An 18,988-nucleotide genomic window follows, 5' to 3' on the forward strand; every position below is an offset into this window, starting at 1 on the left:
CGATCCGGTGATCGAAACTGCCTATGCCAAGATCAACCTTGCGCTGCATGTCCGCCGGCGGCGCGAGGATGGGTATCACGAGCTGGAGACGCTGTTCGCATTCGTCGATGCGGGCGACCGGCTGAGTGTCGCATCGGCCGAGCGCGACAGCTTGAGGACGCTTGGCGAGTTTGGCGGGCAACTGGCTGATCCGTTTAGCAATATCGTTATGCAGGCGCTCAACGCGCTGCCGCGATCCCAGGGCTGGGCCGTGACGCTGGAAAAGAACCTGCCGGTAGCAGCGGGGCTTGGCGGGGGATCGGCCGATGCGGGCGCGGTGTTCCGGCTGGTCGAGCGCGAAGGCGTCCTGCCGGACGATTGGCATGCCCGTGCGGCGAAGCTCGGCGCCGATGTGCCGGCCTGCGTCCGTTCGGTCACGGCGGTCGGGCGGGGTATCGGCACCGACCTGGCCGAAGTGGATAGCGACATCGCCGGAATGCCGGTGCTGCTGGTAAACCCGCGGGTGCCGCTCAGCACCGGGCCGGTGTTCGCGGGCTGGGACGGCGTGGATCGCGGGCCGATGCCCGGCGGACCGGTAAGCGCCATCGCGCTGGGCGGGCGCAACGATCTTGAAGCCCCGGCGATTGGCCTCTGCCCCGCCGTGGGCGAAGTGCTTGCAGCCCTGGCAGCAACGCGCCCGTGGCTCGCGCGCATGTCCGGCTCCGGCGCGACCTGCTTCGCCCTGTACGAAAGCGCCAGTGCGCGCGATGCCGCGCAGGCGGCGATGCCGCCCGGCTGGTGGACGATGACGGGAGCCTTGCGATGAGCGAGGCCTGGCAGCTGCACGGCGCGCCGCGCTTCGGCGGGATACTGGTGGTGTCGGACCACGCCAGCAACCGCGTACCGGCCGACATCGATCTCGGCATCGATCCGGCGCTGCTAGAACAGCACATGGCGATCGACATCGGTGTCGGCGCGATCGGGCGGACCATGGCGCAGCGTCCGGGCATCGCCGCGTTCCAGTGCGGCGTCAGCCGGCTGGTCTGCGACGTCAACCGCGAGCCGCACGCCCCCGCCGTCATTCCCATTGCCAGCGATGGCCACGCCATCCCCGGCAACGCGCTCGACCACGCCGGGCATGAAGCGCGGCTGGAGCGCTTCCACATGCCCTATCACGACGCGCTGGCGCAGGTGCTGGACGACGCGCCGCCCGCGCTGATCCTCTCGCTCCACAGTTTCACCCCGCGCCTCGCCACCGGCGACGAGGCCAGGCCCTGGCAGGTCGGCGTACTCTACAACGAGGATGACCGCGCCGCCCGGATCGCCATTCCCCTGCTTGCCGCCGAAGCGCTGATCGTGGGGGACCAGCAGCCCTATTCGGGCAAGCTGCTCAACTACACGATGAACCGCCATGCCGAAGCGGACGGCCGCCCCTATCTCGGCATCGAGATCCGGCAGGACCAGATCGGCCACGCAGCGGGTCAGGCCGAATGGGCCGAGCGCCTCGCAAGGCTGTGCAACGAAGTGGCGTTGAAGCTGGGGGAATAAGGGTCTAGGGCGCGAAGCGAAGCCACATTCGCGAAAGATTCTGTCTCATGCCCGCCTATCGTTCCCGCACTTCGACCCATGGCCGCAACATGGCCGGCGCGCGCGGGCTGTGGCGGGCGACGGGGATGAAGGACAGCGACTTCGGCAAGCCGATCATTGCCGTGGTCAACAGCTTCACCCAGTTCGTGCCGGGGCACGTGCACCTGAAGGACCTTGGCCAGATGGTCGCGCGCGAGATCGAGGCGGCGGGCGGCGTGGCCAAGGAATTCAACACCATCGCGGTCGATGACGGGATCGCCATGGGCCACGACGGGATGCTCTATTCGCTCCCCTCGCGCGACCTGATCGCCGACTCGGTCGAATACATGGTCAACGCCCACTGCGCCGATGCAATGGTGTGCATTTCCAACTGCGACAAGATCACGCCTGGCATGCTTATGGCGGCGATGCGGATCAACATCCCGGTCGTGTTCGTCTCGGGCGGGCCGATGGAAGCGGGCAAGGTGGTGCTGCGCGGCAAGGAAGTCGCGCTCGACCTCGTCGATGCCATGGTTGCCGCCGCCGACGAGAAGTACACCGACGAGGAAGTGCAGACGATCGAGCGATCCGCCTGCCCGACCTGCGGATCGTGTTCGGGAATGTTCACCGCCAATTCGATGAATTGCCTGACCGAGGCGCTGGGCCTGTCGCTGCCCGGCAACGGATCGCAGCTCGCCACGCACTCCGATCGCAAGGAGCTGTTTCTCAAGGCCGGCCGAATCGCGGTTGAACTGTGCCAGCGCTATTACATCGACGAGGACGAGAGCGTCCTGCCGCGCGCCATCGCCAGCTTCGAAGCCTTCGAGAACGCGATGAGCCTCGACATCGCGATGGGAGGATCGACCAATACCGTGCTGCACCTGCTCGCCGCCGCGCAGGAAGCAGGCGTCGATTTCACCATGGCCGATATCGACCGGCTGAGCCGCAAGGTGCCGTGCCTGTCCAAGGTCGCCCCGGCCAAGCAGGACGTCCACATGGAAGACGTCCACCGCGCCGGCGGGATCATGGCGATCCTGGGCGAACTGGACCGGGCCGGGCTGCTCCACACCCACCTGCCGACCGTCCATAGTCGCACCCTCGGCGATGCGCTCAACCAGTGGGACATCAAGCGGACCAACGATCCGGCCGTGCAGACCTTCTTCAAGGCCGCACCGGGCGGGGTGCCGACCCAGACCGCGTTCAGCCAGTCGCGCCGCTGGGACGATCTTGACGCCGACCGCGAAAGCGGCGTGATCCGCAGCGCCGAACACGCGTTCAGCAAGGACGGCGGGCTTGCCGTTCTCTATGGCAACATTGCCCGCGACGGCTGCATCGTGAAGACCGCCGGGGTGGACGATAGTATCCTGAAATTCGCCGGCCCGGCCAAGGTGTTCGAAAGCCAGGACGCTGCGGTAGCCGGCATCCTCACCGGGCAGGTCGAAAAGGGCGACGTGGTGGTGATCCGCTACGAAGGGCCCAAGGGCGGGCCGGGCATGCAGGAAATGCTCTATCCCACCAGCTACCTCAAATCGAAGGGCATGGGCGCTGCCTGCGCGCTGCTGACCGACGGGCGGTTCTCGGGCGGCACCTCGGGCCTGTCGATCGGCCACGTTTCCCCCGAAGCTGCCGAGGGCGGCGAAATCGGTTTGGTCCAGCCGGGCGACCGGATCGAGATCGATATCCCGAACCGCACCATCCATCTCGACGTATCGGATGCCGAACTCGCCACCCGCCGCGCCGCGCAGGACGAAGCCGGGTGGCAGCCTGCCAAGCCGCGTCCGCGCAAGGTTTCGGTTGCGCTCCAGGCCTATGCCGCGATGACCACCAGCGCCGCGCGCGGCGCGGTGCGCGACCTGTCGCAACTGGCCGAGAAGAAGCGTTGAGGGGCGCTGCCTGCGCGCTTCCGCTCCTTGCCCTCGTGGCCTGCGGCCAGGCCGATGAAGCGCCGGTTGGCGAGCCGATCACCTGCGCGCTTGCCGGGGCGAGCGAGTTCACACCCGATTGCCGGGCCGAACGGGTCATGATCGGGGGACGATCGGGGGTTGTCGTGCACCATCCGGATGGCGGTTTCCGCCGGCTTGCGATCGCCGCCGGTGGCCAGTCGATCGAACCGCTCGATGGGGCGGACGAGGCGCGGTCGGCCTTGAAAGGCGACCGCTACGAAGTGATCGTCGGTACCGATCGCTATGTCATTCCGGTTGCGGGCAATGCCGCGGCGCGCTGACCCCGTCCTGACCGCAGGCGCGATGCGGGCCGCCGAAAAGGCCCTGATCGCGGCAGGCACCAGTGTCGACGAGCTGATGCGACGGGCCGGGCAGGGGGCGGCCGACTATGTCTGGCGGATGACCGCCGGCCGACCGGTGACCGTGCTGTGCGGGCCCGGCAACAACGGCGGCGACGGCTATGTCATCGCCGGGGCAATTCGCGCGCGCGGCGGTGATGTTGCCGTCGTGGCAGCGGCACCCCCAGCCACCGATGCGGCGCGCAACGCACGCACGGCCTATACGGGCGAGGTGCGGGACCCGGGCGACGACCGGCACGGCGATGTGCTAGTCGATTGCCTGTTCGGCACGGGTCTGACGCGTCCGCTCGAAGAGGGACATCTCGCCCTGCTGCAACGCTTGGCCTCCGCGCACGCGCTGAGGGTGGCGATCGACCTGCCTAGCGGGATCGATAGCGACACGGGCAAGGAGCTCAACGACGGTCTGCCGCGAAACGACCTGACCGTTGCGCTGGGCGCGTGGAAGCCGGCGCACTTCCTGATGCCGGCGGCGGCGAAGATGGGTGCGCTGCGGCTGGTCGGTATCGGGGTTGAAGCGTCGGACGCCCGGGCCAGGCGCCTTTCGCGCCCGGTTTTAGCTGCCCCCGGCGCCGGCGCCCACAAGTACACACGCGGCCTCCTTGGCGTGGTCGGCGGTGGCATGCCCGGCGCGGCCCTGCTTGCGGCCCAGGCGGCGCAGCACGCCGGGGCTGGGTACATCAGGATGCTGTCGGATCAGGCTGCCGGCGCGCCTGCGGATCTCGTCGTCGATCCGGCGCCGCTGTCCGATGCCCTTTCGGACAAGCGGCTGTCTGCCGTGCTGGTGGGTCCGGGACTGGGGCGGCAAGCGGCAGCCGTCGAACGCCTGGCCCTGTCCCTCGCGATCGCGCGGCCCGCCGTTGTCGATGCCGACGCGCTGATGCTACTGACGCCGCGCCTCGTCGCCGAGCGAACGGCGCCACTGATCGTGACCCCGCACGAGGGCGAGGCCAAGGCCTTGGAGCAGGCTTTCGGCCTTATTGGCACCGGCAGCAAGCCCGAGCGTGCGCTGGAGCTGGCCACCGTGTTGCGTGCTGTCGTCATCGCCAAAGGGCCGGACACCGTGATCGCCGCTCCGGACGGCCGGCTGGCTTTTGCGCCGCCTGCCACGCCCTGGCTTTCGACTGCGGGGACCGGCGACGTGCTGTCCGGGATCGTTGCCAGCCGCCTTGCAGTCGGGACCGAACCGTTCGAGGCAGCTTGCCAGGGCGTTTGGCTCCACGGCGAGGCAGCGCGGCTGGCCGGCAAGGCCTTTGCCGCCGGGCAGCTTGCCGAATGCGTGCAAGCCGCCTACGCGGCCTGCCTGTGAGCGAAGAGCCAGAAGAAATCATCCGCATCGCCGCCAAGGGCGACGGCGTCACGGCTTCGGGCCGGTTTGCCTGGGGCGCCGCGCCGGGCGACCGGCTTCGGCCCGACGGGACGCTGGAATGGGGCCCGCACCACGTTACGCCGCCCTGCAAGCACTTCGGGCGCTGCGGCGGTTGCCAGTTGCAGCAGCTCGATGAGGAGAGCCTTGCGAACTTCGTCTCCGCGCGGGTCGGCAATGCCTCTGCATCGCAGGAACTGGGCGCGGAAGCGATCGCGCCGCCGCACCTCTCGCCCCCGCACAGCCGCCGCCGCGCCTCGCTCCGCGCCGAAAGCAGCCAAGGACGGGTCGTGATAGGGTATCGCGAAGCGAAATCGCACCGCTTGGTCGAGATCAGCGAATGCTGGGTGCTGGACCCAGCGATTGTCGCCATCCTCGGCCCCTTGCGCAAGCTGCTGATCGCGCTTGGCTCGGGCAAGGGCGCGGGAAAGGGCAAGCACAGCCACGCCAAGCTGGCTGCCGACATCGAGATAACCTGCGCCGACCAGGGACTTGATCTCGGCATCAAGGGCGTGTCGGCCGAAGGGCTCTCAGCGACCGAAGCACTGCTCGACTTTGCGCGTGACCAGGGCCTGGCGCGGCTGACGCTGGACCAGGGATATGGCAGCGAGACGGTGTGGGAGCCGGAACCGGCAACCGTCACCCTTGGCAGCGTTGCCGTGCCATTCCCGCCGGGATCGTTTCTTCAGGCGACCCGCGACGGCGAGGCGGCGCTGGTCGATGCCGCACGCGAATGGCTCTCCGGCTGCGCTACCGTGGCAGATCTCTTTGCCGGGCTGGGCACTTTCGCCTTCGCGCTGGCGGGTCCGCAGACCAAGGTTCTGGCGGTTGAAGCCGCGCGAAGCGCGAGCCTTGCCTGCAAGGCCGCAGCGGCCCGCGCGCAGGTCCCCGTCCACACGCTGCACCGCGACCTGTTCCGGAACCCCTTGATGCCCGACGAACTGAACCTCTTTGCCGGGGTGGTGATCGACCCGCCCCGTGCCGGCGCGCGCGACCAGATCGAGCGGATCGCCGACAGCACCGTGCCGCGCGTCGTCTATATCAGCTGCAACCCTTCAAGCTGGGCGCGCGACGCCGCCTTGCTGATCGATGCGGGATACCGTCTGGCCGAGCTGCGCCCCGTAGGGCAATTCCGCTGGTCGACCCACGTCGAACTGGCGAGCCTGTTCATTCGCTAGACCTCTAGTTCGCGCCATTCGCCGGGCGCGAGGCCGTCCAGTTTCCATTCCCCGATCTGCCAGCGAACCAACCGCAGCGTCGGGTGCCCGACCGCCGCTGTCATGCGCCGGACCTGCCGGTTCTTCCCTTCGCGGATGGTCAGGCGGACCCAACTGTCCGGCACCGTCTTGCGAAAGCGCACCGGCGGATCGCGGGGCCAGAGGTCGGGAGCGGGGATCAGTTCTGCTTCGGCAGGCCGGGTAACGCCGTCCTTGAGAGCCACGCCCCTGCGAAGGGCGGTGAGAGCCGCTTCATCCGGATCGCCCTCGACCTGAACCAGATAGGTCTTCGTGAGCTTGAACCTCGGATCGGCAATCCGCGCTTGCAAGCGCCCATCGTCGGTCAGCAGCAGCAACCCCTCGCTGTCGGTATCGAGCCGCCCGGCGGGGTAGACCGAAGGCACTTGGACGAACCCTGCTAGCGTCGGCTTGTCCGATCCGTCCGCGCTGAACTGGCACAGCACGCCACACGGTTTATTGAACAGGATGAGGCGGGGCACGAAGGACGCGTACGTGGGAGACGCCTCATCTGCAATGGCGATCAGAGGGGGCGAAGGGCAATCCCTGTCGGTGGTTCCAACATCACCACCCGGCCATCGGCCAAGCGGTGGAGACTGAGCCCGGCGTTGCTCAAGATCTCCGGTCCAACCGTTTCAGCAAAACTACCCGTGCAAGCCTGGCCGGAAATGATCGCGTCCGAACCCTGAAAAATCGGCTCTGGAGCGCCGTTGGAAGCTGAACGGAGGGAATACCGGCCTGAGGCCCGTCGGCAGCCGAAACGCGCTTCGAAGCGCGTCTCAGAAAAATTCACCGCGAAGTCGGACCGTGCCGAGGTGTCGACGCCATTAACGTCCGTGATTGCCCAACGCGTGCCAGCGAGCCACGACGTTTGTGTTGGCGGAATGGTTGAGCAGCCGCCAAGTGCGATGGCGAAGGTGGCAATGCTTGCGGCAAGTGCAATAATCTTCATGCGAACCTATCCGTCCCAATTTGCATTCTGGTGTGCATTCTGAAGAAGTCGGTTGGGTTAGAGATGTTCCGCGCGCATGGACGCCGCGCTACGTGACGAAATTCGTTGAAGAGTTGGCTCGCACGGGCCTTGGCGTGACCAATGCAGGTGACAGCGTCATGCGTTTTCCGAAACGCCAATTTGACGCGCGCCTGAAGTCAGCCTGCCGTGCAAGGGCAGGGTCCGGTTTCTTTCGAACGTCCACGCGGGTGCCGTCAAAATGCAAATGGGGCCGATGTTGCCATCAGCCCCACGCTCGCCGCGTCGTCCGTCCGGATGAATTGGGCGATCGCTGTTACCTGTCCTTCCCGCCTGCCGCGGTGATGCTTTGCTGAGCACCTCGCGTGCCATCGCACCGTGAGTGCCACTGCATCGTGATGCTCATCGCATCGGGCTGGCCGTCTGGACCGGTGGCTTCCGAGGAAGCCGGCGTTCATCACCCGAACTTGCCGTTCCGGCGTCCGGTCCCGTCAGGCGGTTGGCGCCGGTCCGGGGGACCCTTGCCGTACCACCTGGCGGTTCCGTGACCGCTTCGATGCTTTGCCGTTCTGGTCCCGGACGATGCGCAACGCGTGAAGCGCCACTTTCCTTCCGTTTCCTTTCCGACCGCCGTCGAAGCGACCTGCTGACTGCGTTGCCGCTCGCTGCATCTGCGGTTCGCCAGATTCCGACCGAAGTCTTCCTGAGGCGTGTTTTCCAACACTGCTGCGGGCATCGCTGCCAGATCTTGACGTACTGTTTTCCCTTTCCGTTTCAGCGGTTTCCCGCTTCATCTTCAAGTTCGGTGTCACCGTCTCGACAAGACAAAGCTGCGCCTCTTGTCCGAGTCGCACAAGCGGAAAATGACATCCCGACCCACAAATCGTGACGCAAAATGTGGACAAGTCTGCGGATGAACTTGTGTGCGGTCGAATCTGCTTTGCGGGCGCAATTTGATTCGCCCGAAGCGAGTCGAAATTACCGGTCTCGCTGGGCCAGGAGTCGCAGGCGGAGAGCGTTGAGCTTGATGAAGCCCGCAGCGTCCTTCTGATCGTAGGCGCCGGCGTCATCCTCGAAGGTCACATGGCGTTCCGAATAGAGCGAATCGGGGCTCTTGCGGCCGACGACCGAAGCCTGGCCCTTGTAGAGCTTCAGCCGCACCGTACCGTTGACTCGTTCCTGCGAGTGATCGATCGCCGCCTGGAGCATCTCGCGCTCGGGCGCGAACCAGAAGCCATTGTAGATCAGCTCCGCGTACTTGGGCATCAGCTCGTCCTTGAGGTGCGCCGCACCCCGGTCGAGCGTGATCTGTTCGATCCCACGATGCGCCCGGGCATAGATTTCGCCGCCCGGAGTTTCGTACATTCCGCGGCTCTTCATGCCCACAAAGCGGTTTTCGACCAAGTCGAGGCGGCCAATGCCGTGCTTGCGGCCCAGGTCGTTTAGCGCGGTGAGGAGCGCAGCCGGGCTCATCGCCTTGCCGTTCAGGGCAACGCCATCGCCCTTTTCGAAGTCGATCGTGATGTATTCGGGCGCGTCGGGAGCGTCCTCGGGATTTACGGTGCGCGAATAGACGTAGTCAGGCGTCTCTTCCCACGGATCTTCCAGCACCTTGCCCTCGGACGAGGTGTGAAGGAGGTTGGCATCGGTCGAGAACGGGCTTTCGCCGCGCTTGTCCTTGGGCACGGGGATCTGGTGGGCTTCGGCCCAGGCGATCAGCGCGGTGCGACTGGTCAGGTCCCATTCGCGCCACGGAGCGATGACCTTGATGCTGGGATCGAGCGCATAGGCCGACAATTCGAAGCGGACCTGGTCGTTGCCCTTGCCGGTGGCGCCGTGGGCGACCGCGTCGGCGCCAGTTTCATGGGCGATTTCGACGAGGCGCTTGGAAATCAGCGGGCGGGCGATGCTGGTGCCGAGAAGGTAATCGCCTTCGTAGCGGGCATTGGCGCGCATCATCGGGAAGACGAAGTCGCGGACGAATTCCTCGCGCAGGTCGTCGATGTAGATGTGGTTGTCGGGCACGCCCATCAGCTTGGCCTTGGCCCGCGCCGGTTCCAGCTCCTCGCCCTGGCCGAGATCGGCGGTGAACGTCACCACCTCGCAGTTGTACGTCACCTGCAGCCACTTGAGAATCACCGAGGTGTCGAGTCCGCCCGAATAGGCCAGGACGACGCGCTTGATATCGGACATTGGGCTGCACTCCGCGCAGAATCTGGGTTACCTTGCGCGTGCGCCACTAGGACAAGCATCACAGCAGGGCAACCCAATGGCCAGTTCGGACGCCAAGACCAAGCCGAGCGACGTGTCAGTCGCCGACTTCATCGCCACGGTCGCCGATCCGCGGCGGCGCGAGGAGGCGGCGATCGTCGATGCGCTGCATCGGCGGGTCACAGGATGTGAGCCGTGGATGTGGGGGCCGTCGATCATCGGATACGGCAGCTATCGATACCGCTACCAGACGGGGCGGGAAGGGACGGCCTGCCGGGCCGGCTTCTCGCCGCGCAAGGCGGCCTTGTCGATCTACCTGATGGGACCTTACTGCGACGACCGATCGGAAGCCGACGCGCTGTTCGCGCGGCTGGGCAAGCACACCACCGGGCAGAGCTGCCTCTACATCAAGAAGCTGGCCGAGGTGGATCTTGAGGTGCTGGAAGAGCTTGTCGCACTGAGCTGGCAGATCATGAACGCCCGCTACCCGGACTGACCTATTCGGCCGCGTCGCGGTCCAGGTGCCATTGCGGCGCCTGTTCGGAGGCAGAGATCCGCGCGAACTCGACCTGGATGTAGTTGCGGGTCATCGGCACGGCGGTGCGGTTCTTGACGCTCTGGATGTGGAAGTTGACCATGCCGCCCGACCGGAAGCTCTGTTCGGCGCCGGCCAGGTAGAACTGCCACATGCGGAACAGCCGCGCGTCGTAGAGCGCGGTAATCTCGGCCTCGTGCAAGGTGGTGCGGCGATACCATTCGGCCAAGGTGTAGGCGTAGTGATAGCGCAGTACCTCTACATCGGCCACTTCCCAGCCGGTGCCTTCCAGCGCGGTGACAAGTTCGCTCATCGCCGGGATGTAGCCGCCCGGGAAGATGTACTTGCGGGTCCATTTGTCGGTCGTCCCCGGACCGCCGGTGCGTCCGATGGTATGAGTCAGCATGATCCCATCGTCGGCAAGGAGATCGTGCGTCTTGGCGAAATATTCGCGAAAATGCGCGGCGCCGACGTGCTCGATCATGCCGACGCTGGTGATCCGGTCGAAGGTTTCGTCGACGTCGCGGTAGTCGGTCAGGCGGAACTGGACCTTGTCGGCAAGGCCCGCCGCCTCGGCCCGCTCCTGCGCGAACCGGACCTGGTCGGGGGCCAGGCTGACGCCGACAACCTCGACGTCGAACCATTTGGCCAGGCTCAACGCGAAACCGCCCCAGCCGCAACCGATGTCGAGCACGCGCATCCCCGGCTGCAAACGCAGCTTGGCTGCGATCAGCGCCTTCTTGTCGACCTGCGCGCGTTCCAGCGTGTTCGCCGGGTCGGTGAAGTAGGCCATGGTGTACTGGCGGTCCTCGTCGAGGAACAGCTCGTAGAACGGGCGGGTCAGGTCATAGTGATGGACGACGTTGCGGCTGGCCTTGGCGCGCAGATTGACCTGGTCGGCCTTGAAGGCCAGCCAGTCGGCCGCGCGGCGCAGCGGGTTGGGCGCGGTCACGCCGCTGCCCTGGTTGGCATTGCGCATCACCAGCAGGACCATGTCGCGGATGTCGTGCGGCGGTTCGACCACCAGCCGTCCGTCCATGTAGGCTTCGCCCGCGCCGACTCGCGGATCGCGCGCAATGTGCAGCGCCGCGCCCTTGTCGGTCAGTCGGATGTGGACAGGATCGGGATCGACGGCATCGCCATAGGTGTAGACCCTGCCGTCGTGGTCGGTGAGAACCAGGCGGCCTTTGCGGACGACAGCCCGCAGCATCTTGTCCAGCAACCACATAGGCCGCCTAGCCTAAGTGTCGCAAACCCTCTGGCAAGCCCATTTTTTTCGGTTCCCTCGCAGCGGGCGCTCTGGCAGGTTCGGTTCCATGACAAAACCCTTTTTGCTGATCGCAACGGCGCTGGGCGCCTCCCTTTCCACCTTCGCCGCTCCCGCTCTCGCCGACGAGGGGATGTGGACCTTCGACAATTTTCCGGCCGAACAGATGCGCAAGGATTACGGCTGGGCCCCCGACCAGAAGTGGCTCGACCGTACCCGTGCGGCAGCGGTTCGCCTGACCGGCGGTTGTTCCGCCAGCTTCGTGTCGAATCAGGGCCTGATCCTCACCAACCAGCACTGCGTGGCGAGCTGCCTCGCCAACATCTCGACCGAAACCAGTGATTACCTCCTCAACGGCTTTCGCCCCGCCACCCGGGCCGAGGAAAAGCCGTGCCCCGGCCAGCAGGCCGAAGTCGTCACCACCATCGGCGACGTGACCGGCGACATCAAGAACGCGATCGGTTCGGCAACCGGCGAGGCGCTGATCAAGGCACGCGATGCGCGGATCGCCGCAATCGAGGCGGCCGGATGTCCCGACAAGGCCAAGACCCGCTGCCAGGTGGTCACGCTCTATGGCGGCGGCAAGTACAGCCTCTACACCTACCGCAAGTACAGCGACGTGCGCCTGGCCTGGGCGCCGGAAGGACGCGCGCAGGGCTTCGGCGGCGATCCCGACAACTTCAACTTCCCACGCTATGCCCTCGATGGCTCGTTCCTGCGGGCCTACGAAAACGGCAAGCCGGTGACCCCGGCAGCCTTCCTCAAGTGGAACCCGCGCACCCCGGTGCTGGGCGAAGCGACCTTCGTGGTCGGTAACCCGGGTTCAACCTCTCGGTTGTGGACCAGCTCGCAGATCGCCTTCGAACGGGAGATGCGCCTGCCGGTGACGGTTGCGACGCTGTCCGAACTGCGGGGCCGCCTCATCCGCGCCATGGACGAAAGCCCCCAGAAGCGCAGCGAGGGGCAGGACGACCTCGACGGGATCGAGAACAGCCTGAAGGTCTATCTCGGCCGGCAGAAGGCGCTTAACGATCCAGCCTTCACCGGGCGCCTTGCCGCGACCGAGGCGCAGCTCAAGGACGTGGCGGCCAAAAACGCTGCGATCGGCGATCCGTGGACGGCGGTCGACGGCGCTATGGCCGCCAACCGCAAGCTTTACCTTGCCAGCCGCTTCATCCGGCCGACCAGCGACCTATACAATTATGCGCGGACGCTGGTGCGTGCCGCGGCGGAACGGACCAAGCCCGATGCCGAGCGCTTGCCAGGCTACACGACGTCATCCCTGCCGCTGACCGAGAAAACGATCCTCGATCCCACCCCGCACCACGCCTGGGTGGAGGAACTCTACCTTGAGTGGAGCCTGTCGAAGGCGCGCGAATGGCTGGGCGCTGACGATGCCGACACCAAGCTGCTGCTGGGCAAGGAATCGCCCGAGGGACTGGCCGCGCGGCTGATTTCGGGAACCAAGCTGGGCGACCCCGCCGTGCGCAAGGCGCTGTGGGAGGGTGGCCAGACGGCCATCGACGCCTCGACCGATCCGATGATCGTCTATGCCAGGGCGCTCGACGCGCGCGACCGCGAGCTGACCCGGCTCGCCAACGCCGAGGTCAACGGACCGCTGACTGCCGCCAGTGCGGGCCTGGCCGACGCGCGCTTCGCCGCCTTTGGCGCCAGCGCCTATCCTGACGCGACGTTCTCGCTGCGGATTTCCTATGGCAAGGTGGCCGGCTGGACCGAGCGCGGCAAAGCGATCAACCCGGTCACCACGATCGGCGGAACTTTCGAGCGGGCAACGGGCGCCGCGCCGTTCGACCTCGCCCCGGCCTTTGCCGCGAACGAGGCGAAGGTCGACAAGGCCGTGGCCTACAACTTCGTCACGACCAACGACATCATCGGCGGCAATTCAGGCTCGCCGGTGCTGGACAAGGCGGGCACGGTGATCGGCGCCGCGTTCGATGGCAACATCCACTCGCTTGGCGGCAACTATGGCTACGATCCGGAGCTCAACCGCACCGTCGTGGTCAGCGCGGCGGCGCTGACCGAGGCGATGCGGTCGATCTATCCGTCGCCCGCGCTGCTTGCCGAACTGGGCGTCAAGAAGCGCTAGAGCCAGCCGAAGGCGCTGGCCAGCTGCCAGAGCCCGAGGACCAGGAACAGCGACGCGGCCGCAAGCCGCGTCGCGTTCAGGCTGATGCGCTTGACCAGCGCTTCACCCAGGAACACCGCCGGCGCGTTGGCGATCATCATGCCCAGTGTCGTGCCGGCAGCGACGGCCAGAACCGCCTTGTAGTGCGCAGCCAGCGCGATCGTCGCGACCTGGGTCTTGTCACCCATCTCGACCAGGAAGAACGAGACCAGCGTGGTCAGGAAGGCGCCGCCGCGCTGGCGCACCGAATGCTCGTCATCGTCGAGCTTGTCGGGCACCAGCATCCAGGCGGCCATGGCGATGAAGCCCAGCGCCACGGCGATGCGGAACCACGGTGCTTCCAGCAGGCCCGCGACCTCGCGCCCGATCAAGGCCGCCAGCGCGTGGTTGGCGATCGTCGCGGCAAAGATCCCGGCGATGATCTGCCACGGCGCGCGCAGCCGCGCGGCCAGAATGATCGCCAACAGCATGGTCTTGTCGCCGATTTCGGCAAGGGCGACCACTGCGGTCGAAGACAGGAAGGCTTCCATCACATTCTCCGGGCCAGGCGCGAGACAGGCAACGGCATCGCAACCCGCGCTTGGCCCGGCGAAGGTGCAATGCCATTGGTCTCGCCCGGGACGGTGACCCGTCCTGCCGCGCGCCACGACCTCTCGGCCGAGTGTGTTGACGATCGCGGACCGCGCCGGGTGCGCGGCTGGCTACTCCCCAGATGACGGCGGCGCGGTAGGCCCGCCGAGACGGCAATGCAACCGCTATTCGCGTGCCAGGAAGAGAACGTCGCGCGGCTGGGATAGGAGATGCTGACCCGAATCGACTATCAACGTCTCGCCGCTCGCCAGCCAGCCTTCGGCCAGGAACTGCGCGGCATCGGCCAACTCGTCGGGGTCGGTGAGCCGCTGGAGCAGGTTCATCCGCCCACTCGTCTCGTGTTCCTCGCTCGCCTGGTCGAAGCTTGGCAGCATGGCGCCGGGCGCTAAGCCGTAGACGCGGTCGCGCGGATCGGCCTGCGCCATGGCCAGCATCTTCACCGTCGCAGCAAAGGCGTGCTTGGCCATGGTGTAGCTGAAGAAATCGGGATTGGGGTTGAGCAGCTTCTGGTCGAGGAACTGGATTAACCGCCGCCCGCTCGTGGCGCGCGCCTGGCCGAGGAAGGCCTGGCTGATGCGGGCAGGAGTCTCGGCATTGACGCGCATCGCCTCGGCAAACACCGCCGGATCGAGGTCTTGGGCGGTGTCGAGATGAAACACCGCGGCACAGTTGATCAGCATCCGCCAATCGTCCAGCCGCGCGGCCAGATTTTCGATCATGGCAAGGGCCGCCTCGCCATCCAGCAGGTCGCACTGGACCACTTCGGCAGATGGAAGCGTGGCCGCGAAGGCTTTTGCGGCCTCGGGGTTATGGCCGACGTGGATCACGACGTGCCATCCGGCAGCACCGAAGCGCCGCGCCAGTTGGGCGCCGATGCGGCGCCCGGAGCCGGTAATGAGAACGGCCGGGGGCATGGAGCGATCCATGCACACCCGGCCGCCAGTAATAAAGGCTTTTCGGAGCGGCCGCTTAGCGGCAGCGCGACCGCGACTTCGCGACCTCGTTGCCGATCAGCGCGCCGGCAGCGGCACCGATGATCGTACCGGTGGCGCGATCGCCGCGGGTATCGATGGCCCGGCCGACCAGGGCACCGGCCGCGCCGCCGATCAGCAGGCCGACGGTTCCGTCAGGCCGGCGGCAATAACGTCGACCGTCCTGGCCGTCCCAGTACCGGATGCCGTTATCGGTCCGGCGATACATGATGTCGCCATTCTTGGCGCGGTAACCGTGGGCCGGGGCCCAGCGCGGCGGGTCCGCATAGGCGGCCGTAGCGGGCAGCGTGGTCGCTGCCATGACGGTCGCGATCAGAATCTTGCGCATTGGAATGCTCCTCATTGATGCTTCGCCATTTCAACGCGTCAAACTGAACGAGGGCTTGCCGTAAATGGTGAACCGTGTCCGTCCCGCGCCGAACCGTGCGAATGGTAGCACACGGAAAAGGCCGGATCGCAGCATAGTGCGACCCGGCCCTTCCGGAACAAGCAGCATGGCCGCTAAGGGTTAATTGCAGCGTTCTCCACCGCGATCGATCTCGCGCCCGAGCAGGGCGCCCGCAGCCGCGCCGATGATCGTGCCAGGGGCGCGATCGCCGTATCGGTCGACCGAGCGGCCAAGCAGCGCACCGGCAACACCGCCGATCAGCATGCCCGTGGTGCCGTCTCCGCGGCGGCAGTAGTAGCGGCCGTTGTCACCCCGCCAGTAGTTCACGCCGTTGTCCGAGCGATAGACGCGCGGGCGATAACCATCGCGATAGCCATAGCCGTCGTAATAGTCGCCGCGGCGGTATTCGCGGTACCCGTCACGGTAGCCATCGCGATGCGAGGTGCGATAGGTATATCCGTCGCGGTAGCGATCGTCGTACCGGTCGTAGTGCTTGGCCCGCTTGCCATGGGCCGGAGCCCAGCTTGGCGGGTCAGCCATGGCCGGCGTCGCGGTCAGCGTCACTGCAGCCAGGGCGGCTGCCATTACAGTCTTGCGCATGGGTGATCTCCTTGATCTGTTGAGGAGACCCTGCGCCGGGCTGGCTGAACGGCAGATGTAGCGGAGACAGACCGAAGGCGAATTGCGATCAGCCGAGTGCGGCCTGCTTTTCCTCGGCAAGCCGATCGAGCTCGGCCCGGCTCATCTTCTGGGCCGCGGTCTTGAGCTGGCCGCAGGCGGCATCGATATCCCGCCCGCGCGGCGTGCGCACCGGGGCGCTGATTCCGGCTTCGAAGACGATTTCGGAGAACCGTCGGATGCGCTCTGGGCTCGAACATTCGTAGATCGCACCGGGCCACGGGTTGAACGGGATGAGGTTGACCTTGGCCGGCAGCTTGTACTGCTTGATCAGACGGACCAATTCGCGCGCGTCCTCGTCCGAATCGTTCTTGTCCTTGAGCATCACGTATTCGAAGGTGATCCGCCGCGCATTGGACGCGCCGGGATAGTCGGCGCAGGCCTGCAACAGTTCCTCGATCCCGTACTTGCGGTTGATCGGCACGATCTCGTCGCGCACGTCCTTGCTGACCGCGTGAAGCGAGACGGCCAGGTTGACGCCGATTTCCTCGCCGCAGCGCTCCATCATCGGCACCACGCCGCTGGTCGACAGGGTGATACGCCGCTTCGACAGGGCCAGACCATCGCCGTCCATCACGATCTTCAGGGCATCGCGTACGTTGTCGAAATTGTAGAGCGGTTCGCCCATGCCCATCATCACGATGTTGGTCAGCAGGCGACCGTCGCTCGAATAGCCGCCTTCATCTTCGTCCGCGTCGAGCCCTGCCATCGACCCCTTGGGCCATTCGCCCAGCGCATCGCGCGCCAGCATGACCTGGTTGACGATTTCGCCAGGGGTCAAGTTGCGCACCAGCCGCATGGTTCCGGTGTGGCAGAACCGGCAGTTGAGCGTGCAGCCGACCTGGCTCGATACGCAGAGCGTGCCGCGATCGGCGTCGGGGATGAAGACCATCTCGTATTCGTGGTCGTCGGCGGTCTTGAGCAGCCACTTGCGGGTGCCGTCGCTTGAATGCTGGGCCAGCACGACGTCGGGACGGCCGATCACGAAGCGTTCGGCCAGCCAAGGCCGCATGGTCTTGGCGATATCGGTCATGGCGTCGAAATCGGTGACGCCGCGGTGGTAGAGCCAATGAAAGACTTGCTTGCCGCGCAGCTTGGCCGCCTTGGCATCGAGCCCGGCGGCCTCGAACAGTTCGGCGATGCGCTTGCGCGGCAGGCCCATCAAGTCGATGCGGCCATCTGCGCGCGGCGTGATGTCGCGCGGGGTGGGAACCGGATCGATCTGTCCGGGGATCGGCATGAGGGCGGTGTCGGCCATAAGGCCGGGCGATATAGTGCGGAAGCCCGCGAAAAGCTAGCGCAGCCGTGCGCAGGCGATTTGCGCCGCGTCCATGGCGGTTGCCGCGCCCGCCAGCGTCCAGGTGTTGGAAAAGCCGTTGCCCGCCGCATCGCGCGCGCTGACGGTCATTTCGCCCCCCGATCGCATGGCCGCTACGATGGCGGCGTCCATGCGTCGGTTGGCTGCCCAGGCGTCGGCCCCGCCGCCCGCCAGACGGAGCCGTTGCCCGCCGATCGACAGGGTGATCGGCGCGTTGGCCCGCAGGTTGCGCGACAGGCGGAAATGGACCTGGCCGCGAACCTGCGCGCGCGGCCAGAAGGCCACGTCGGCATAGGGTTGATGGTCGCGCCGCTTGAGCGAAGGCGCTGCCTTGGCAATCGCATAGCAGCGCGGCACGGCGGGATCGCGGAATACCCCCCAGGTGTCGAACAGCCCCAGCGCATCGCGCGCGGCGGCGGGCGTCGCAACCAGGACCAGAATGCAGAGAACACGGCGCAGCATCGATCGGCTTGTTGCAGAAAGCCTTGGCGGAGGGAAGGCGTTGCGGGAGAAGGATAAGTCGCGTTTAATCTCAATATCTTGAGGGGGTCACATGATTCGATTGATCGTATCTGCCGTTGCGTTGATGGGGGCATCTGCCGCGTCGGCGCAGGTCGCCACGATAGTGCTTCCCGCAGCCCAGAAGCTTGGGCCGTGCCCTGAACGCTGCTTTACGCCCGTTGAAGCCGTCGCGCTTGCCTCGCAGATCGCGCCCAAGGGCGGGCTGGCGGGCCGCTTTGCCGTTTACGTAAAAGCCGTGGACGAAAGCGGCGGCAAGTTCTTCCTCAACTCGGAAACCGACTACCGCGACCGCAACTGCCTGACCCTGGTGGTTTCGCCAGCCGCAGCCGGCAAGCTTGCCGGCCAGTCCAATCTGGACGATGTGCGGACGCGCTTTCTCGGCAAATGGGTGGTCGTCCAGGGAATCGCGCGCCGCGTTCGCATCGATTTTACCGCTGACGGCAAGCCAACCGGCAAATACTATTACCAGGTCCACGTCGTGGTGAACGACACGCGCCAGATCGGCCCGCGCGGGCCCGCGCCGTCAGAGGATCCGCAAGGCTAACCGCCGATCAGATCGACATAGGCCACCACATCGTTGTCGGTGGCGATGAACAGACCGTCCTGAACCTCATCGCTTTGCTGTTCGGCGATGCGCATCGCCTCGGACAGGGAGCCGTAGAACAAGGTGTTGGCAGCGCCGCCTTCCACCCCTCCATCAAGGTGATAAAGCCGCACCGTGGCGCCTTCATAGGTGGTGCGCATCAATCCTCCTCGCGCCGGGCGCCGTCGAGCATTCGCGCGGCGCGCTCTGCCTCGGTCTTCTGCCTGGTGCGCTCTGCCTTGGTGAGGCCGTGGAGCGCGCGGTTTTGCGCTGCCTTGTCGGCGGCCGCACCGCGCGCCCTGGCCTTGCGGACGAGGCGCAGGTTGACGATCTCGGCCATGC

General features: G+C 66.2%; 21 protein-coding genes. 9 read left to right on the forward strand and 12 right to left on the reverse strand.

The annotated features are described in order from the left end of the window. Positions 1–7: 7 nt before the first annotated feature. From B0I00_RS00415 to B0I00_RS00440, 6 genes are read left to right on the forward strand one after another with little or no spacing between them, the layout of a single operon-like run. Positions 8–805, forward strand: a complete 798-nt coding sequence (locus tag B0I00_RS00415; protein ID WP_100865409.1) for a 4-(cytidine 5'-diphospho)-2-C-methyl-D-erythritol kinase — start codon at positions 8–10, stop codon at positions 803–805. After that, positions 802–1,527 (forward strand): N-formylglutamate amidohydrolase, encoded by a 726-nt coding sequence (locus B0I00_RS00420; RefSeq protein WP_100865410.1) that lies wholly within the window; start codon positions 802–804, stop codon positions 1,525–1,527. The genes B0I00_RS00415 and B0I00_RS00420 overlap by 4 nt, the downstream gene beginning before the upstream one ends. Positions 1,528–1,574: 47 nt before the next feature. Next, positions 1,575–3,428: a dihydroxy-acid dehydratase gene (gene ilvD, locus B0I00_RS00425; RefSeq protein WP_100865411.1), complete on the forward strand. Its 1,854-nt coding sequence runs from the start codon at positions 1,575–1,577 to the stop codon at positions 3,426–3,428. A gap of 35 nt (positions 3,429–3,463) precedes the next feature. Further along, positions 3,464–3,769 carry a hypothetical protein gene (locus B0I00_RS00430; protein ID WP_232730053.1) on the forward strand — a complete coding sequence of 102 codons (306 nt, stop codon included), beginning with the start codon at positions 3,464–3,466 and terminating at the stop codon, positions 3,767–3,769. After that, positions 3,753–5,153: an NAD(P)H-hydrate dehydratase gene (locus B0I00_RS00435; protein ID WP_100865413.1), complete on the forward strand. Its 1,401-nt coding sequence runs from the start codon at positions 3,753–3,755 to the stop codon at positions 5,151–5,153. Before B0I00_RS00430 ends, B0I00_RS00435 begins: the two co-directional genes overlap by 17 nt. After that, positions 5,120–6,388 carry a class I SAM-dependent RNA methyltransferase gene (locus B0I00_RS00440; RefSeq protein ID WP_100865414.1) on the forward strand — a complete coding sequence of 423 codons (1,269 nt, stop codon included), beginning with the start codon at positions 5,120–5,122 and terminating at the stop codon, positions 6,386–6,388. Before B0I00_RS00435 ends, B0I00_RS00440 begins: the two co-directional genes overlap by 34 nt. Here B0I00_RS00440 and B0I00_RS00445 read toward each other — a convergent pair. From B0I00_RS00445 to B0I00_RS00450, 3 genes are all read right to left on the reverse strand, one after another. Beyond that, entirely contained in the window at positions 6,385–6,927 is a 543-nt protein-coding gene (locus B0I00_RS00445; RefSeq protein WP_100865415.1) for a pseudouridine synthase, read from the reverse strand. The genes B0I00_RS00440 and B0I00_RS00445 overlap by 4 nt on opposite strands. Positions 6,928–6,968: 41 nt before the next feature. After that, a complete protein-coding gene (locus B0I00_RS16950; protein WP_157812440.1) occupies positions 6,969–7,397 on the reverse strand; it encodes an META domain-containing protein in 429 nt (142 codons plus the stop codon). 996 nt (positions 7,398–8,393) lie between these two features. Then, complete coding sequence (locus tag B0I00_RS00450) at positions 8,394–9,608, reverse strand: argininosuccinate synthase (RefSeq protein ID WP_100865416.1); 1,215 nt, start codon at positions 9,606–9,608, stop codon at positions 8,394–8,396. A 76-nt stretch (positions 9,609–9,684) separates the two neighbouring features. On the opposite strand from B0I00_RS00450, the gene B0I00_RS00455 reads away from it, so the two are divergent. Further along, positions 9,685–10,122, forward strand: coding sequence for a DUF1801 domain-containing protein (locus B0I00_RS00455; protein ID WP_100865417.1), 438 nt, complete (start codon positions 9,685–9,687; stop codon positions 10,120–10,122). 1 nt (position 10,123) lies between these two features. Here B0I00_RS00455 and B0I00_RS00460 read toward each other — a convergent pair whose 3' ends face one another. Then, positions 10,124–11,389, reverse strand: a complete 1,266-nt coding sequence (locus B0I00_RS00460; protein ID WP_100865418.1) for an SAM-dependent methyltransferase — start codon at positions 11,387–11,389, stop codon at positions 10,124–10,126. 88 nt (positions 11,390–11,477) lie between these two features. On the opposite strand from B0I00_RS00460, the gene B0I00_RS00465 reads away from it, so the two are divergent. Continuing rightward, complete coding sequence (locus B0I00_RS00465; RefSeq protein WP_100865419.1) at positions 11,478–13,535, forward strand: S46 family peptidase; 2,058 nt, start codon at positions 11,478–11,480, stop codon at positions 13,533–13,535. Here B0I00_RS00465 and B0I00_RS00470 read toward each other — a convergent pair. From B0I00_RS00470 to B0I00_RS00495, 6 genes are all read right to left on the reverse strand, one after another. Then, positions 13,532–14,104 (reverse strand): TMEM165/GDT1 family protein, encoded by a 573-nt coding sequence (locus B0I00_RS00470; protein ID WP_100865420.1) that lies wholly within the window; start codon positions 14,102–14,104, stop codon positions 13,532–13,534. The genes B0I00_RS00465 and B0I00_RS00470 overlap by 4 nt on opposite strands. 225 nt (positions 14,105–14,329) lie before the next feature. Beyond that, a complete protein-coding gene (locus tag B0I00_RS00475) occupies positions 14,330–15,079 on the reverse strand; it encodes an SDR family oxidoreductase (protein ID WP_232730055.1) in 750 nt (249 codons plus the stop codon). 55 nt (positions 15,080–15,134) lie between these two features. After that, entirely contained in the window at positions 15,135–15,485 is a 351-nt protein-coding gene (locus tag B0I00_RS00480) for a glycine zipper 2TM domain-containing protein (RefSeq protein WP_100865422.1), read from the reverse strand. Between the two features lie 180 nt (positions 15,486–15,665). Next, on the reverse strand, positions 15,666–16,145 hold the full coding sequence (locus B0I00_RS00485) for a glycine zipper 2TM domain-containing protein (RefSeq protein ID WP_100865423.1): 480 nt from the start codon (positions 16,143–16,145) through the stop codon (positions 15,666–15,668). 88 nt (positions 16,146–16,233) lie between these two features. Continuing rightward, positions 16,234–17,481, reverse strand: coding sequence for a 23S rRNA (adenine(2503)-C(2))-methyltransferase RlmN (gene rlmN, locus B0I00_RS00490; protein WP_100865424.1), 1,248 nt, complete (start codon positions 17,479–17,481; stop codon positions 16,234–16,236). A gap of 36 nt (positions 17,482–17,517) precedes the next feature. Continuing rightward, positions 17,518–18,003 carry a hypothetical protein gene (locus B0I00_RS00495; protein WP_100865425.1) on the reverse strand — a complete coding sequence of 162 codons (486 nt, stop codon included), beginning with the start codon at positions 18,001–18,003 and terminating at the stop codon, positions 17,518–17,520. 91 nt (positions 18,004–18,094) lie between these two features. Here B0I00_RS00495 and B0I00_RS00500 point away from each other — a divergent pair, with 91 nt between their 5' ends. After that, a complete protein-coding gene (locus B0I00_RS00500; protein ID WP_157812441.1) occupies positions 18,095–18,607 on the forward strand; it encodes a hypothetical protein in 513 nt (170 codons plus the stop codon). On the opposite strand, the gene B0I00_RS00505 is transcribed toward B0I00_RS00500, so the two are convergent. Further along, entirely contained in the window at positions 18,604–18,807 is a 204-nt protein-coding gene (locus B0I00_RS00505) for a hypothetical protein (protein WP_100865427.1), read from the reverse strand. The two genes, B0I00_RS00500 and B0I00_RS00505, sit on opposite strands and share 4 nt — an antisense overlap. Next, positions 18,807–18,986 (reverse strand): DUF4169 family protein, encoded by a 180-nt coding sequence (locus tag B0I00_RS00510; protein ID WP_100865428.1) that lies wholly within the window; start codon positions 18,984–18,986, stop codon positions 18,807–18,809. Before B0I00_RS00510 ends, B0I00_RS00505 begins: the two co-directional genes overlap by 1 nt. Positions 18,987–18,988: the final 2 nt, after the last annotated feature.

This window comes from Novosphingobium kunmingense (assembly GCF_002813245.1).
Classification (GTDB): domain Bacteria; phylum Pseudomonadota; class Alphaproteobacteria; order Sphingomonadales; family Sphingomonadaceae; genus Novosphingobium; species Novosphingobium kunmingense.